The 13,401-nt window shown below is 41.3% G+C and carries 19 protein-coding genes and 1 riboswitch; of the genes, 7 read left to right on the forward strand and 12 right to left on the reverse strand.

Annotated features, from left to right (window positions below; translation table 11 throughout):
* A complete protein-coding gene (locus IHV12_RS05085) occupies window positions 1-573 on the reverse strand; it encodes a biotin transporter BioY (protein WP_197190086.1) in 573 nt (190 codons plus the stop codon).
* A gap of 188 nt (window positions 574-761) precedes the next feature.
* Between IHV12_RS05085 and IHV12_RS05090 the strand changes: the two genes are divergently transcribed.
* Window positions 762-941: a DUF2187 domain-containing protein gene (locus IHV12_RS05090; protein WP_066398675.1), complete on the forward strand. Its 180-nt coding sequence runs from the start codon at window positions 762-764 to the stop codon at window positions 939-941.
* Window positions 942-1,080: 139 nt separating this feature from the next.
* Here the strand turns inward: IHV12_RS05090 and IHV12_RS05095 are convergent, their stop codons facing one another.
* Window positions 1,081-1,695, reverse strand: a complete 615-nt coding sequence (locus IHV12_RS05095) for a hypothetical protein (protein WP_197190087.1) — start codon at window positions 1,693-1,695, stop codon at window positions 1,081-1,083.
* Between the two features lie 163 nt (window positions 1,696-1,858).
* Here IHV12_RS05095 and IHV12_RS05100 point away from each other — a divergent pair, with 163 nt between their 5' ends.
* Window positions 1,859-1,999 (forward strand): YpzI family protein, encoded by a 141-nt coding sequence (locus tag IHV12_RS05100; protein WP_082861516.1) that lies wholly within the window; start codon window positions 1,859-1,861, stop codon window positions 1,997-1,999.
* 274 nt (window positions 2,000-2,273) lie between these two features.
* Here IHV12_RS05100 and IHV12_RS05105 read toward each other — a convergent pair whose 3' ends face one another.
* Complete coding sequence (locus tag IHV12_RS05105) at window positions 2,274-2,771, reverse strand: DUF1648 domain-containing protein (protein ID WP_197190088.1); 498 nt, start codon at window positions 2,769-2,771, stop codon at window positions 2,274-2,276.
* Between the two features lie 127 nt (window positions 2,772-2,898).
* Here IHV12_RS05105 and IHV12_RS05110 point away from each other — a divergent pair, with 127 nt between their 5' ends.
* Window positions 2,899-3,270, forward strand: a complete 372-nt coding sequence (locus IHV12_RS05110; protein WP_197190089.1) for a VOC family protein — start codon at window positions 2,899-2,901, stop codon at window positions 3,268-3,270.
* 49 nt (window positions 3,271-3,319) lie between these two features.
* Here the strand turns inward: IHV12_RS05110 and IHV12_RS05115 are convergent, their stop codons facing one another.
* Window positions 3,320-3,535, reverse strand: coding sequence for a carboxymuconolactone decarboxylase family protein (locus tag IHV12_RS05115; RefSeq protein ID WP_197128427.1), 216 nt, complete (start codon window positions 3,533-3,535; stop codon window positions 3,320-3,322).
* A gap of 48 nt (window positions 3,536-3,583) precedes the next feature.
* A complete protein-coding gene (locus IHV12_RS05120) occupies window positions 3,584-3,763 on the reverse strand; it encodes a hypothetical protein (protein WP_197128425.1) in 180 nt (59 codons plus the stop codon).
* Between the two features lie 335 nt (window positions 3,764-4,098).
* On the opposite strand from IHV12_RS05120, the gene IHV12_RS05125 reads away from it, so the two are divergent.
* The 3 genes from IHV12_RS05125 (at window position 4,099) to IHV12_RS05135 (ending at window position 6,855) form a co-directional block, all read left to right on the forward strand.
* Window positions 4,099-5,277 (forward strand): S8 family peptidase, encoded by a 1,179-nt coding sequence (locus IHV12_RS05125; protein ID WP_197128423.1) that lies wholly within the window; start codon window positions 4,099-4,101, stop codon window positions 5,275-5,277.
* 418 nt (window positions 5,278-5,695) lie between these two features.
* Window positions 5,696-5,911: a hypothetical protein gene (locus IHV12_RS05130; protein WP_197190090.1), complete on the forward strand. Its 216-nt coding sequence runs from the start codon at window positions 5,696-5,698 to the stop codon at window positions 5,909-5,911.
* Between the two features lie 64 nt (window positions 5,912-5,975).
* A riboswitch (SAM riboswitch) is annotated at window positions 5,976-6,083 on the forward strand.
* Window positions 6,084-6,150: 67 nt separating this feature from the next.
* Window positions 6,151-6,855 (forward strand): sulfite oxidase-like oxidoreductase, encoded by a 705-nt coding sequence (locus IHV12_RS05135; RefSeq protein ID WP_231620638.1) that lies wholly within the window; start codon window positions 6,151-6,153, stop codon window positions 6,853-6,855.
* A gap of 30 nt (window positions 6,856-6,885) precedes the next feature.
* On the opposite strand, the gene IHV12_RS05140 is transcribed toward IHV12_RS05135, so the two are convergent.
* A complete protein-coding gene (locus IHV12_RS05140) occupies window positions 6,886-7,176 on the reverse strand; it encodes a hypothetical protein (protein ID WP_197190091.1) in 291 nt (96 codons plus the stop codon).
* A gap of 177 nt (window positions 7,177-7,353) precedes the next feature.
* Here IHV12_RS05140 and IHV12_RS05145 point away from each other — a divergent pair, with 177 nt between their 5' ends.
* Window positions 7,354-7,545 (forward strand): hypothetical protein, encoded by a 192-nt coding sequence (locus IHV12_RS05145; protein WP_197128417.1) that lies wholly within the window; start codon window positions 7,354-7,356, stop codon window positions 7,543-7,545.
* 51 nt (window positions 7,546-7,596) lie between these two features.
* Here the strand turns inward: IHV12_RS05145 and IHV12_RS05150 are convergent, their stop codons facing one another.
* From IHV12_RS05150 to IHV12_RS05175, 6 genes are all read right to left on the reverse strand, one after another.
* Window positions 7,597-9,528: a vWA domain-containing protein gene (locus IHV12_RS05150; protein ID WP_197190092.1), complete on the reverse strand. Its 1,932-nt coding sequence runs from the start codon at window positions 9,526-9,528 to the stop codon at window positions 7,597-7,599.
* A gap of 65 nt (window positions 9,529-9,593) precedes the next feature.
* Window positions 9,594-10,478, reverse strand: a complete 885-nt coding sequence (locus IHV12_RS05155; RefSeq protein ID WP_197190093.1) for an ATP-binding protein — start codon at window positions 10,476-10,478, stop codon at window positions 9,594-9,596.
* Window positions 10,479-10,653: 175 nt separating this feature from the next.
* Complete coding sequence (locus tag IHV12_RS05160) at window positions 10,654-11,424, reverse strand: HAAS domain-containing protein (protein ID WP_197190094.1); 771 nt, start codon at window positions 11,422-11,424, stop codon at window positions 10,654-10,656.
* A complete protein-coding gene (locus IHV12_RS05165) occupies window positions 11,421-11,753 on the reverse strand; it encodes a PadR family transcriptional regulator (RefSeq protein WP_197128409.1) in 333 nt (110 codons plus the stop codon). Before IHV12_RS05165 ends, IHV12_RS05160 begins: the two co-directional genes overlap by 4 nt.
* Before the next feature lie 329 nt (window positions 11,754-12,082).
* The gene (locus tag IHV12_RS05170) at window positions 12,083-12,817 is read right to left on the reverse strand and encodes a YdcF family protein (protein WP_197190095.1); all 735 of its coding nucleotides are present in this window, start codon (window positions 12,815-12,817) and stop codon (window positions 12,083-12,085) included.
* 92 nt (window positions 12,818-12,909) lie between these two features.
* Entirely contained in the window at window positions 12,910-13,401 is a 492-nt protein-coding gene (locus tag IHV12_RS05175; RefSeq protein WP_197128403.1) for a hypothetical protein, read from the reverse strand.

The raw sequence follows: 13,401 nt of genomic DNA on the forward strand, positions 1-13,401 counted from the left end.
TTAATGGCTGATCGTATGATTTTGAGTAAGAGCAGTCTGATTTTTAAATAATCTTTGTCTTATTTTAACACCAAGTGCGGCTGCGATAGTAGCTTTTATCAAATCGCCTGGTAAGTAAGCTAAACCTGAAACTGCAGCTGTCTCCAAACTTATGTCCATTACAAATGCAACAACTGGAATACCGCAAAGGTAAACAAAGACGATTCCTGCGACGAAATTGTATATGAAGACCTTCCACACTTGAAGTGGTTGTCTTGCTTTTTCGATCAATAACCCGATTAAGAAAGCTGATAATGGCCAGCTAAGTATATAACCAGCACTTGGTCCTACAAAAACACCTGCGCCACCGCGTCCACCAGCTAATCCTGGAACACCAGCTGCAATTACTAGTAAGAAAACAATTATACTTAATCCGCCTAGTCTGGCACCAAGCACCACACCTGCAAGCATTACACCAAGAGTTTGTGCTGTAATGGGAACTGGTGTAAAAGGCAAAACGATTGGGGGCAGGAATCCTAATACAATCATGATTGCTGCGAATAAAGCTACATACGTCATCTCTTTTGTTTTCATGAAAAAACACCTCATCATAGTTATGTCAACTTATATTAATTTTAAGTTAACATTAAAAGCGCTTCAATAGCAATACGTAATTGATTCAGCTATAATACTTAACAAATAGAAGTTTTTAAAAATAAAAGGAAAATTAGTCACAATTATGGTAAAATAGTACAAACATTAATTACGTTGGAGGAAAAGGCATGGAATTTAAAATCGGTGATATTATTGAAACATTCGACGGCTTAAAAGGAGAAATTACTTCATTGTTGACCAACACCGCTGTTGTGGACTTTTCCGTAACAGAAAACTATTCGGAGCATTTTGAAGATGCGAAGCAAGTTGTACGTTTGAACGATATTAGACAAATCATAAATAGCTAGATCTTATATAGAAATAAACGACTTTTAAATGGAGTGTAGCAGTTTGTTTTCGCTCCAATCCATTTTCAATGAGATTTTCAACAATACAAAAACAGCTCTCTGTGCAGCGAAACTGCGCAGAGAGCTGTTTTTTGTTTTTTTACAAGTTTTTACGATTGTTCTGTGAAGTCACGCCTACTGAAACGACGTTTGTATCATTTTCTCTTGTGTAAGTCGTTTCTTGCGCTGATCCAGTGGAATAATCGTGAAGCTTGTCATTTCCGATTGGGTTATCAGCTAGTTCGGATCCTGCTTCTTTTAATTTTGAACCGATGCTGCCAAGCTCCCCTTTTGTTTCTTTAGCTGTCGATAACACATCACTTGAGATTTCTTTTAGCGTATTAATGTTTCCAAAAACGTCTTTATTGAGACGCTCGTATAGCGCTTGCGCGTCGTTGATCGCATCTTTTAAAGTGGTGCTCGCTGTTTTGAACTGGCTGATCATCTGATCTTTCACTTCACCTGGATTTTGTTTAACTTCCGTAATCATTTTGCTGGAGCTATCCTTCAACCCTACCGCAGTGTTCTTTACTTTTGACCGTGTATTATAATCAATCAAGGCAAGTGCCCCACCAACGATACCGCCAATTACGATTCCTGTTAGTAGCTTGCTTTTTTGCGGGTCTGCCACTCTCTCTCTTTGCGCTGTACCGTAAGCATCTTCAGGATACATGCCGTTTTCATATCCGTTTGTAGTGTTTACACTCTGTACCATTTTAAGTCCTCCTCGATTAATTTTTTTCGTAGTTAGGGGATTCCCTTTTCTCTAAAAGCTAAACGTTTGGGTAGGCTGTTTCAGGATATTTTCAGCTTTTACATAAAAGTTTCAGTTAGTCCTCATACTAATGAAAATCTGATGTGATTGGAGGGATTTCACTATGGGAAAAGACAGACAGGAAAAGAAGTTGCGTGAATCTGGCCGCGTTGAATCTGACCGTGATCAAGACTTAAAATATTCTGGTGCTACTAAGATGGAAGGTCCAGATGAAGCGCGTGCACGCAACCATCAAGATCAGTAATCAAAAATGGGAGCAGCTCATCAAAAAGTATGAGCTGCTTTATTATTGTTTCAGTGTCGGTATGAGTCGAAAATTCGATAAAAAAATTTATCCGTGAAATTAAAATGATTTACCGTGAAATTATGGAGCTTATCCGTGAAATTAATTCACATTACCGAACTATGGTAAATAACTATCCTTATACGGCGCACACATAGCTATTATGTACTCTAGGAAAAGACACACTTCATAAAAAAGAGGACTCTACTTCTCCAAATGAAGTTCGTCCCCTTTTTTACTTCCATTTAATTGATCTTACGATGAAAAAAGCGATGGATCCTGTGATTCCTATGATAAAAATGGGGAGTACCCACACACTTAATCCTTCACTTGTTCCATTGGCGACTTCTGCACAGGCCCAAGTCATATAGACGAAAAAGATCAAGATTTCATTTTTCATTACATTGATCATCATGCGCGCATTTTTATACTGTCTTTCTACGTTTTCTTCCGTAAGATTAAAATAATTGTAGATGTGCGGAAATTTTTCTAACACGGTAAGCAGTAACCACGTCACCGCTCCCATCACGATTAAAATCCATAGGTTGTTCTTACTTCCCCAGCCATCTGGTTCTCCGGCTGCATTAAAGTGGGTTGGCACGGTGTTCGGAATAGCAGCCCACTGTGAGATCAAGCTCACTGTTCCTATTACCAATAAGGTGATTGATGCGATATCTAAAAAGTTTTCAAACCATGTTCTTTGTATGTTAAGTTTTGGTCGGCCTTCATACATATACTTTTCAACCTCCTCCCTCTATGCTATACGTTTTTTTTCGATGGAAAGTTTCGTCATGAATTGAATTGTAATCGGGGTAAAAGAAATCTATAGTTAAATTATCAGATATTTTAAGGAGGATCTTATGAAACTTGGTGCGTTTTCTGTAAGTTTAAGTGTAAAAGATATCCACCGTTCAAAAGCTTTTTATGAAAATTTAGGATTTGAATCGTTAGGTGGTAACATCGAGCATAACTGGTTGATCATGAAGAATGAGGATACGGTTATCGGCTTGTTTCAAGGTATGTTTGAACAAAACATTTTGACTTTCAACCCTGGATGGAACCAAAATGCGGAAAATCTTGAAAATTTCACTGATATTCGAGAGCTTCAGAAACAGCTGAAAGAAAGAGGAATTTCGTTATCGACTGAAGCGGATGAAACGAGTGAAGGCCCTGCGAGTTTGACTCTTGAAGATCCAGATGGAAACCTGATCCTGATCGACCAACATAGATAATACATAAAACAACGTCCAGATCGCATGTGTGATCTGGACGTTTTATTTTTTAATCGTTTAGTATTCCCATCGCGATAATAAACCAGTTGGCTCCGTTTTTGCTTCCGATTTGGAAGAATAGCGCAATAATCTCTTCTTTTGAAAAATGTTTCGTGAGTCGGTTGTATAATTCATCTGGCAGTTGTCCGTGATAAGCCATAATGTGATCAGCGAGTTCGAGAGCTAGACTTTCACGTTCTGATAGTTCTGCGTTTCCTTGCTTCATCGCCGTTTTTCGTGAGGACTCATCCAGAGTCCCGTAGTCCATGCTTTGTCAGTAGTCGCACCCATTGTTTGAGGCCGCTCGTAAGCGGAGCATCTCCATAAGTTCAGGCTCTAGTATGTCGTTCAGCGCTTTTTCCATCTGCTGAAAAGCATCTAGAATACCTGGTGCATTAGCAAGGGATTTCTTAAAGGGTGTTCCTTCAACATCTACTTCTGGTAAACGTGCCACCTTTATTCCTCCTCCTCAAATAAAAAATTTCTTTTTTCTTTCCCTCTTACCTTACACCATTCTTCAAAGTAGTCCTATGTTTCTGTTTAAGGGGATGAGACTGAATGCGCTTTCCGTCGAATTTGAGTCTTATCACCTACCCACTTTATATTTTAAGATAATGAATAGGTCATGCGGACCTAGAAGCTCTTGTAGTAATATCTTCTCTGTGATTGTAGTCTTTTGGTAAATAATCATTATTTTCGAATAGTATTAAAGGGTTTTGTTGAAAATTGTTGAATTCCTTACCATCGGAGCCAAGCTTGCTTGGTAAATACAACAGAGGAGTGATTTTTATGTTAAAGCGTTTCGTGGCGACTGCCGCAACATTACCACTACTGGTGTCATTAGCATTGCCAGCATCTGCTGCAAATTCGGAGGTGTCGAAAGCTTCCTTTACACCGGCTGCAACGAAAGCTGCTTCACAAGAAATTATTGTTCATTTTAAAGATTCTGTTTCAGCAGCAGCTAACACTAAAAACAAAGTTTCACAACTTGGCGGTAAAGTAGTTGAGGTTACAAAAGACTTTACAGTCGTGAAAGTAGACGGCAGTGTGGCAGATGCGATCAAGAACTATGAAAATCTTGACTCTGTTGAGTATGCGGAACCTAACTTAACGTTCCATGCAAGCTATGTACCAAACGATCCTGCTTATCAAAGTCAGCAATATGCGCCACAAAAAGTCGGAGCTGAGCAAGCTTGGGATACTACGCAGAGCTCTTCCTCTGTAAAAATTGCAGTAATTGACACAGGCGTTGACTATAACCACCCAGACCTTGCTGGAAAAGTCATTAAAGGTGCCGACTATGTAGATGACGATAACGATCCATTGGATGAGAACGAGCACGGTACACACGTTGCGGGTATCGCGGCTGCGAACACAAATAACGGTGTGGGAATCGCGGGTCTTGCTCCAAAAGCTTCTATTCTAGCAGTTCGTGTTCTTGATGCGAACGGCAGTGGATCACTCGATGACGTCGCTCAAGGCATTCGTTACGCAGCTGATCAAGGTGCGCAAGTTATCAATTTAAGTCTTGGTGGAGCAGGCGGCACACAGACTCTTCAATCCGCAGTTGATTATGCATGGGGCAAAGGTTCTGTAGTCATTGCTGCTGCAGGAAATGAGGGTGTATCTTCTCCTAGCTACCCTGCTTATTATACGAACGCGATTGCAGTTGCGGCTACCGATCAAAACGACCGTAAAGCTTCATTCTCAAACTTCGGTACGTGGGTTGATATCGCAGCGCCAGGTGTTAACATCTATTCAACAACACCAAATAACCAGTATGCGAGTTTCTCAGGAACGTCTATGGCATCACCAGTTGTTGCGGGTGTAGCAGGACTTCTTGCGGCTCAAGGTAAGAGTGCTTCTCAAATCCGTGCAGCGCTTGAAAACACAGCTGATCCTGTATCCGGAACAGGCAGCCAGTTCCAAAACGGACGCGTAAATGCAGCGGCGGCTGTTCAGCAGTAATTGATATAAATAAAAATGTTCCCAAACCTCTGGAAGTTAGTGTTTATAACTTCTGGAGGTTTTTTATTTTCCTTTTTTCATAGATGCTGTTAACGACTGTTATCCACACTTAACAACTAAATTGCATTTGTTAAAACTCCCTTCTTCATGAAGACAATTTCTGTAGAGTTAATGCATTTTTGTTCATTTGCTTCTTCGAGAAGTTGATTGGAGTGTAAGGTGCGAGACTCCTGCGGGACAGGTGGGCAGGTGAGACACTTAAGAGTGAAACGAACAAATGTGGCTCACCGCCTGCCCCGCGGAAAGCGAGCAACCTGGAGCGGAAATCAACCTCTATCTTAAACATCGATGAATACGAAAACAGCTTTCATGAAAAACTGTTAACAGAAACATCTGTAAGATGCGGAGGATTTCAGCTATGTTTGGTCTTGGTAAAGGTAAGCAAAAGAAAAAAACGTCTCAAGGTTCTGGCAAGAGTGAGTCGACTGAATCAGAAAAAAGGCAGAGTGAAAAGGAAGCCGAAGAAAAAATCGTCTACTTTTTCTTGATCAGTACAGCGGTTTTTGGCGTTGTCGTTCTGTATCTAGGCATTTCTCGCGAGATGTCTTTTGTGGCTGATCTCATTTCAAGTTGATTTTTCATGTCCTGAATGTATAATAGTTGTAACTTACATATCGTTTTTAAGCCGATTAATCGGTCTCTTATTTCGAGCAGGCGGAGGGAATTAGCCCTATGAAGCCCGGCAACCACCTATTTTGTTAGGCACGGTGCTACATCTAACAGTTTTACAGACTGAAAGATAAGAGGATGTGAACACAACCACTCGTCCTCTTTTTTTATAAAAGATGGCGTTTTTTGTTTTTGCTACCTCAAATGGAATCAATCGTATTAAAGAAAGGGTGTTCATTTATGGACCTTAACAAAGCGGATCGCATTAAAAAGATGCGTGTCCCACAAGTCGATGAAAAACTAGGAAACCGCTTGCCTCCTGGGCAGGTTGAAACAAAAAAGTTCCCTATTCTTCATGAGGGGGAGGTTCCTGTTTACGATATGAAAAAATGGTCGTTATCTGTAGAAGGACTCGTAGGAAAACGTGTCGAATTTAGTTTTGAAGACATCATGAAGATGCCTCAAACGACAGTAGTACGAGATATTCACTGTGTGACGAGATGGTCACGGTTCGACAATGCGTTTGAAGGTGTTAAATTTACGGACTTTTTAAAGCACTTTGATGTGGATCCAAAAGCAAAGTATGTGATGGTCCACGCTGATTACGATTATACGACGAATGTTCCTCTCCAAGATTTGTTGCGAGACGATGTCATTCTTGCGCACTCTTTTGACGGCAAGCCGTTAACGGAAAAGCATGGATTTCCGCTGCGTCTCATCGTTCCGCATCTTTATTTTTGGAAAAGTGCAAAGTGGATTCGTAAGTTCGAGTTCTTAGAAGAGGATCAGCCAGGCTTTTGGGAGCAAAACGGCTTTCATATGTATGGCGATCCGTTTAAAGAAGAACGATTTTCGAGCGATGAATTTGAGATGCCTGAAGATGAGTGGAAAAAGAAAGAGTATGATTGATCCCAAATGAAAAATTAGGGGGAAGTCCGTTTATTTTCTTCCCCTCAGCATTTTAATCTCATTTTTTAACGCTGTAATCTGATCTTGGATGTCTTTCATCTGAGCTTCTTGTTCTTGCTGGTCTTTTAGATCCTGCGCTTGATCGAGGTACACTTGTCTGAGAGCGATCGCTGCACTGAACGTAGCTAGAAAATCCCCCGCGGTCACAAGCGTTGAAGCGAGTAAGGCGAGTTCTGCAGCAAACGTGGTACCATCTTTATTATTTGCTAAATATTCTTCTTCTGCTTCTGCTAAAATGACGTCTACTACACGTTGATTCACATCATTCACTCCTAACACCTGAATTAGTAATACTATATGCGTTTGCCCTATTTGCGGTGCCCGATGTTATCCTTCATATCCCGATTTTCGAACACATAAAAATTCGGCTTTTTTCGTGAATTGTTCTTAATGTATAGGCATTTTGTCCGATATTATCCTTACTAGGGAGGTTTGGCGATGGAACAATGGCTGTCTTTTCGTATTCCGTTCGATATCATTTCCATTTACATCTTACTTGCCGCGATTATTGTGGTCGGCATATTTTCAAGCGTACTTCGAACAGCCTTACCAGAATGGTCTGTCAGGATCTTTAGCTACACGGGGTTTGTTGGAGTAATCTTTGCTTGGCTGAAGCTATTGGAGTATTGATACATACATAAAAAACGCCTTGGGGTGAGCTGACCCAGGCGTTTTGGCGTTTTATAAAGATTTGAAAAGTAGCTTACGAAGTACGGGCATCAGATAGTCGACAAGCTCTGAAGCACTTGGCACAACTACATTTTGCGGACCATAGATATTCTGCATCAACTTCTCTTCTTCCTCTGTGATCTCTCCGTTTGCGATGAACATACCAATCGTTTCGATCCCAAGCTTTCTTGTACGAGTAACCGCTTCGTGTGTATCGAGTACGCCATGCGATTCATAATCGAAAGCCGCTGGTTCACCGTCTGAGAAAACGAGCAGAATCTTTTGCTGCTCTGGTCGTTTTGCCAGCTCTTCTCCCATACGTCGGATGGAATATCCGTCACGGTTATCTTCTTGTGGTTCGAGCTGTATGATCGGCGCTCCCGATTGATGCAGAGAGTTACGATAGGAGATCACTTCATGAAAATAGTTCGGCTGATCGTTAGTAGAAGCATCTGCTGCATCTTCCCAAAACCCAACTACAGAATGCGGAATCCGAAGAGCTTTTAACGTTTCATGAAAAAGCACGATTCCTTTTTGCGTCTCTTCCATCTTGTTGAACATGGACGCTGAACAGTCGACGAGGAGCGTTAACGTCGTGTCGAGTTCTTGGGGAGATTCCTGCTTTTTCCGGAAAAGCCTTGGATTCTTATCAGTTACGAGTCTCGTAAGCTTCTTTCCAAGTCTTCCAAAGTGCAAATCTTCTCTCGGTGCAGTTCGTTTGTGCTCCATCGTTTTTAAAAAGTTTTGTTTCAGCTGCGAAACGAATGGCGCGATCTCTTGATTATATTCGTCGTACTGAGCAATTTCGTCGAGGGTTGCAGGTTCTGCAGGAACAAAGTGCTCGGTGACATTTTTGTTCACCTCTCCGTATGGGAAGTGGTTCGCAGAGTCCGATCCATTTTGGTTGTTGTCTGTTTCGGCTTCATGCTCATTTTGGGTGTCGAAGTCGTTGTTGTCTGTACTTTTAGCGCTCGTTTGAACCGATCCGAACACCGCGTCACCACTCTCCGCTTCCCTCGCACCTTCTCCTAACAGATCCATATTTGTCCCCTGATCAAGGTCCATTTGTAAAAACGAATCCTGCGGGTCAGATGTTTCATCATGCCAAGAGGAATGAGACTCTTTTTCTTTGTCGTCTTTATCCTTGTCTGAATCTTCATCCTTGGTGATCGTTTTCTTCGTTTTCGTTTCGTTGTTGCGTGTAAGGTCGTCAAAGTTTTGATCGGTCTCACTGGTTTTATCCGCTTGCTGCGATTGATCGCTGAAACTGCGGTATGCGGTTTTCATATCGTTTACATTTGTATGCTCTTGAGTGATAGCAGTCATTGCGCTGATGATAGCCGCTATATCTTCAGTCGATTTTGCCGTTGTAAGTTTTGTTAAATGAGATCGCAGTTCTTGATAGAGTTTCTGCGTTTCTTCTGGCACGGCTACAAATCGTTTGTTCGCTAAAAGAATGATATGGCAAAAAAGCGCATCAAGTGTACGCTTTTGCTGAATATGCTTTCGGTACTCACGGTTGTAATGAACCTGAAACGTTTCTTTTCGGAGCTTGAAAGCATGCTTCATCCCCGGTCGGTTCTTAACGCAGATCAGTTCTAACCGATAATCTTCTGCAAAAAGAAGGACTTGCTTGAGAAATTCACGGTGCGGATGAGATTTCAACTGCTTCAAGGTATCCCAGATCACATAGTCGTCCGTGTGAAACTGAGTACCATAGCTGCGCAAATAAACATCCGATTTCCAGCCTTCAAGCTGAATTTCGCGCGGGTACGGGTTCCAGAACTGGCTGACGTGTGTGACGCCGCTGTTTCGTTCAAGGTACGAGTGGTACGAGAACGAAACGTCCATTTTATCCACTTTTGAGAGTGAGCGGGAAAGATCGATCAGTTGCATGTGAACAAAAGAATCGATCTTCGTATCCGCAAATACTAGGAATTTCATCTAGGGAAAACCTCCAAAATCGTCATGGGAAATAAATTGTATGGGGTCTGACCCCATTTCCCAGCTTACGCGAACAGGGTTGCGGCTACGTTAGCAACGAGGGCGCGTTCGCGCGCATCTTCGAGCTTGTCTGCGATCGCGCGCTGAATGGCACGCTTCGCCGGCAAATAAACAGAGAGATCGGCTGCATCTAGCAACGCACGGATAGATGCTGCATCTTCAGACAGATGACCTGCTTTTGCTTGCCCGATCAAATCTGACGACAACTGAACAAACTTGGATAGTACGTCTTCGTCTTTTTGCTGAGATTGGTTCTTAAGCATTTCTTTTAACGTATCACCTTGAATGTAAGGCACTTCGATCACGACAAAACGGTTTTTCAACGCTTCGTTCAACGGTACTGTTCCGATGTATCCTTCGTTGATCGCAGCGATAACATTGAAACCAGGCTGCGCTTTTACCACTTCACCTGTGAAAGGATTGGCAATCGTACGGCGATAATCGAGCATTCCATTTAGAATGGGCAGGGTTTCTGGTTTTGCGATATTGATCTCATCTATATAGAGAAAATGCCCGTTTGCTGCCGCTCTTGTGACTGGCCCAGGAATGAACTCGATCTCCTGTTTACCCTCGCTATAGCTTAACGTCTTATGACCAAGAAGCGCTTCAGCATCAAGATCGACAGAGGCGTTTACTTGATGAAGAGGTTGACCGAACACGTTTGAAAGAAGCTCTGCAAGCTTTGTTTTACCTGACCCCGTCGGTCCTTTCAACAATACATTCTTTCCGAGAGCAAGCGCGATCACGGCATCCTCAATCAATGCTGCATCAGGCGCTGTATATCCCTGCTCCCCAATTAATTCTTTATATTCATTTGGTAGATTTTCTAGTCGTTTTGCTGCATCTTGCTGCAGTTTTTCTTTTATTTCAATCGGAAGTTGGAGATTCATATCAAATTTCCTTTCTGTATCAGTGATCTTACCATTATTCTAGATCACTTCATCTATCAACAGTATTTCCACTTATTTGCTGTGTAAAGCCTTACACAATGTAACATTGTAAGCTTTTTCAGTGCAAGTACGTTGTTTAGCAACCACATTTTACTCAGAAGAAAGAACCGACCATTTAGATTCGGTTCTCTTTTTTCGCTTTTTTAAACGTATACACGTTATAGATAATAAGTGTTACAAACAGCGCACTTATTGTTAAAATGGCTTTCGTTTCTTTTTCGAATGAGGTCAGACTGATTAGAAATTCAGGTAGAAAAAGCATGGTTGGAATGACGATTGTAAACCAGGTTTTGCTCCATAAAGCGATTCCAATAAAGATGGAGATAGCAAGGAGTGCGGCGATAATGTTTCCTGTTGCTCCAAGCTTTATGACGACCGGAGTCTTATAGGCATCGTTTGCAAACATAAGACCTAAAAAGAACAAAATCGGTAAGATTCCTAAGGTCAATGTGGTGATGATGGTCTTTGTTTTAGAAAGCTTAGTGCTCGCTAAGAACTTGAACATTCTTAAATAGAAAAGCACGAGTATGATACAAACCGCTGGATAACCAACCACTTGAAGCAATGTATACTGCACGCCTCCTCTTATCGAATCACCAAGCAAAACATAGGCGAAAACACCGAGAACGATGATCGGCAAGTAAGAGAGCCATTTGAAATCAAAAGACATTTCTTCTGAAAGCTGCTCCATATAAGCTTTTGGTGAATGGCCGATGATGTGAGATACTGATTTTCCGCGCTTTTCTGCTTCGATCAGGTGATCTTCCAACTCTTCTACGATCTCTTTCACCTCTTCCTCTTTTTTTCCACTCGAAAACAAGTAAAGGCTTAGGTTATCTAAAAAATCCTGACTTTCAGCTGTTAACGTATGTTTGGGCGCATTCATTTTCCGCTTCCTCTCTTTTGTAAAATTTGATCGACCGAATGACTAAGTTGATTCCATCTTTTAATAAATGCTTGAAGTTCTTCCTCGCCCTTTGAGGTAAGTGAATAATACTTCCGCCTTGGCCCCGCCGTTGATTTTTTTAGCGTCGTCGTAACAAGTTCTTCTTTTTGCATTCGTATTAATAGTGGATAGATCGTTCCCTCACTCGTCTGTTGAAATCCGTATGTCTCAAGCTTTTCAGCTAACTCATAGCCATAGACTTCTCCTTCGTTGATGATGGCTAAAAGGCAGCCGTCGAGAATTCCTTTTAACATTTGAGTGTTCGACATGTGCTACACCTCATTTCACTATCTTGTATTACAAGAGTTATAGATAAAAAAAGAATGTCTTGCATAACAAGATATACCATTAGTATATGCGGCACTAACTTGTAATGCAAGGCATTTGTGTTAATTTGTTCCAAAAATTATTTTTTCTTATTCATGAGCTCCACCACGTGAGGTTTGGGCTCCCAACAATTGAACTGATAGTCTGGTTTCGTCTCATACCCTAAACGCACGCAGTGATAGCGCATCCCTTGATTCGTTTTTTCAGGTTTAAAATTTATACAAGTCGCGCAGCAATGGTATTTATTTTTGTACATGGAAGCCGTCCTCCTCTATCTGTCAGTAAAATAACTTTTTATAATCGCCATATACTCTCTAACGTGAGCTTGTGGGACAGAAGAAATTCTCAACGGTGAGCCAAGTCCCTCTGCCTCAATGCCAACACGCTTTGCGATCATCTTTGTTCGGAAAAGATGGAAGGCACTCGTTACAATAAGCAGTTGGTCGTTCGGTTGTATCATTTCCTTTGTATATAATAAGTTTTCGTATGTACTCGTAGCTTTTTCCTCAATCTGAATGGTGTCCGCTTCAATTCCATTCTCAACGAGATAATTTTTCATGATAGATCCTTCGCTCGTCGTTTTACCAAATCCAAGACCACCGCTTACGATGAAGATAACATTTGGATGTTCCTTTGCGTACGCGAGAGCTTGATCTAGCCGACCTTTTAGGACAGCACCTGGTCGATTGTTCTTCGTTCCGCCACCAAGTACGAGGATCGAATCTATCTTGGAGGAAACCTTCTCAGGATCAGTGTTGGCAGATGTAAGAATAAGAGTTTCTAGCGTTGCTGCAAATAGAATGGTTGTAATTAGGACGGTCAGCGTCGTTTTTTTGTACGTTTTAAATAGTTTCATAGCTGTGTTGTAACGGAAGAAAAGGATGAAGAAAAATGCACCTAACAAGAAGAAAACCGCAAGACCCATATCCATGTTGGTCGTTTGAAGCAGCATGGCCGTTGCGTATACAGCAAAGAGGATCCCAAGTGTTAGAAATAGTTTTTTCATAGTGTTGTCTCCGTTCATAGATTTTCTATATTCTAGGATATCAGAAAAAGGAAAAGAGCGGAGAATGAAGATTCCGCTCTTTTAATAAGTTATTATTTTTTATTTATATCAGACTCTTGAATTTCTTTTTGAATGGCTGAAGAAATGTCCGCTTTCTTTTGCTCGGAAGAACGTGTCGCATCCGTGCTCATGTTCTCGGTCTTTTTATTTACTGCTTCGTTCTTTCTTTTCGTTATTTCTGCGAGTTCTTGTTTATAATGCGTTTCTAGTTCTTTTTTCTTGTCTTGAATGATCTTTTCTTTGTTAGAATCCAAATCCTTCTTGGCATCCGCAACAATTCCTTTTATCGCTACATTCACATTCTTAAGCAAGTCATTCTTCTCTTTGTTTAACTCACTCTCGATCTCAGATTGGTATGTATATTCCATAATCTTATTATATAAGTCGTTTGCAAGATTTGGATTTGCTGCATACGCAGATGTAGTACCTACACCAAGTGCAATCGTAGTCGCTAAAACTATCTTCGGCCATTTCTTAGTTGTCTTTTTCTTCGTACTGAATTTTTCTTTGCGTGAAATTTCCAT

It is taken from the genome of Fictibacillus sp. 7GRE50 (genome assembly GCF_015903875.1).
Lineage (GTDB): Bacteria > Bacillota > Bacilli > Bacillales > Fictibacillaceae > Fictibacillus > Fictibacillus phosphorivorans.

What these genes read in the sequence shown, in the direction of transcription:
- IHV12_RS05085 (WP_197190086.1), bottom strand. Translation starts at nt 573, where the DNA reads ATGAAAACAAAAGAGATGACGTATGTAGCTTTATTCGCAGCAATCATG.
- IHV12_RS05090 (WP_066398675.1), top strand. Translation starts at nt 762, where the DNA reads ATGGAATTTAAAATCGGTGATATTATTGAAACATTCGACGGCTTAAAA.
- IHV12_RS05095 (WP_197190087.1), bottom strand. Translation starts at nt 1,695, where the DNA reads ATGGTACAGAGTGTAAACACTACAAACGGATATGAAAACGGCATGTAT.
- IHV12_RS05100 (WP_082861516.1), top strand. Translation starts at nt 1,859, where the DNA reads ATGGGAAAAGACAGACAGGAAAAGAAGTTGCGTGAATCTGGCCGCGTT.
- IHV12_RS05105 (WP_197190088.1), bottom strand. Translation starts at nt 2,771, where the DNA reads ATGTATGAAGGCCGACCAAAACTTAACATACAAAGAACATGGTTTGAA.
- IHV12_RS05110 (WP_197190089.1), top strand. Translation starts at nt 2,899, where the DNA reads ATGAAACTTGGTGCGTTTTCTGTAAGTTTAAGTGTAAAAGATATCCAC.
- IHV12_RS05115 (WP_197128427.1), bottom strand. Translation starts at nt 3,535, where the DNA reads ATGAAGCAAGGAAACGCAGAACTATCAGAACGTGAAAGTCTAGCTCTC.
- IHV12_RS05125 (WP_197128423.1), top strand. Translation starts at nt 4,099, where the DNA reads ATGTTAAAGCGTTTCGTGGCGACTGCCGCAACATTACCACTACTGGTG.
- IHV12_RS05130 (WP_197190090.1), top strand. Translation starts at nt 5,696, where the DNA reads ATGTTTGGTCTTGGTAAAGGTAAGCAAAAGAAAAAAACGTCTCAAGGT.
- IHV12_RS05135 (WP_231620638.1), top strand. Translation starts at nt 6,151, where the DNA reads ATGGAATCAATCGTATTAAAGAAAGGGTGTTCATTTATGGACCTTAAC.
- IHV12_RS05145 (WP_197128417.1), top strand. Translation starts at nt 7,354, where the DNA reads ATGGAACAATGGCTGTCTTTTCGTATTCCGTTCGATATCATTTCCATT.
- IHV12_RS05150 (WP_197190092.1), bottom strand. Translation starts at nt 9,528, where the DNA reads ATGAAATTCCTAGTATTTGCGGATACGAAGATCGATTCTTTTGTTCAC.
- IHV12_RS05155 (WP_197190093.1), bottom strand. Translation starts at nt 10,478, where the DNA reads ATGAATCTCCAACTTCCGATTGAAATAAAAGAAAAACTGCAGCAAGAT.
- IHV12_RS05160 (WP_197190094.1), bottom strand. Translation starts at nt 11,424, where the DNA reads ATGAATGCGCCCAAACATACGTTAACAGCTGAAAGTCAGGATTTTTTA.
- IHV12_RS05165 (WP_197128409.1), bottom strand. Translation starts at nt 11,753, where the DNA reads ATGTCGAACACTCAAATGTTAAAAGGAATTCTCGACGGCTGCCTTTTA.
- IHV12_RS05170 (WP_197190095.1), bottom strand. Translation starts at nt 12,817, where the DNA reads ATGAAAAAACTATTTCTAACACTTGGGATCCTCTTTGCTGTATACGCA.
- IHV12_RS05175 (WP_197128403.1), bottom strand. Translation starts at nt 13,401, where the DNA reads ATGGAAATTTCACGCAAAGAAAAATTCAGTACGAAGAAAAAGACAACT.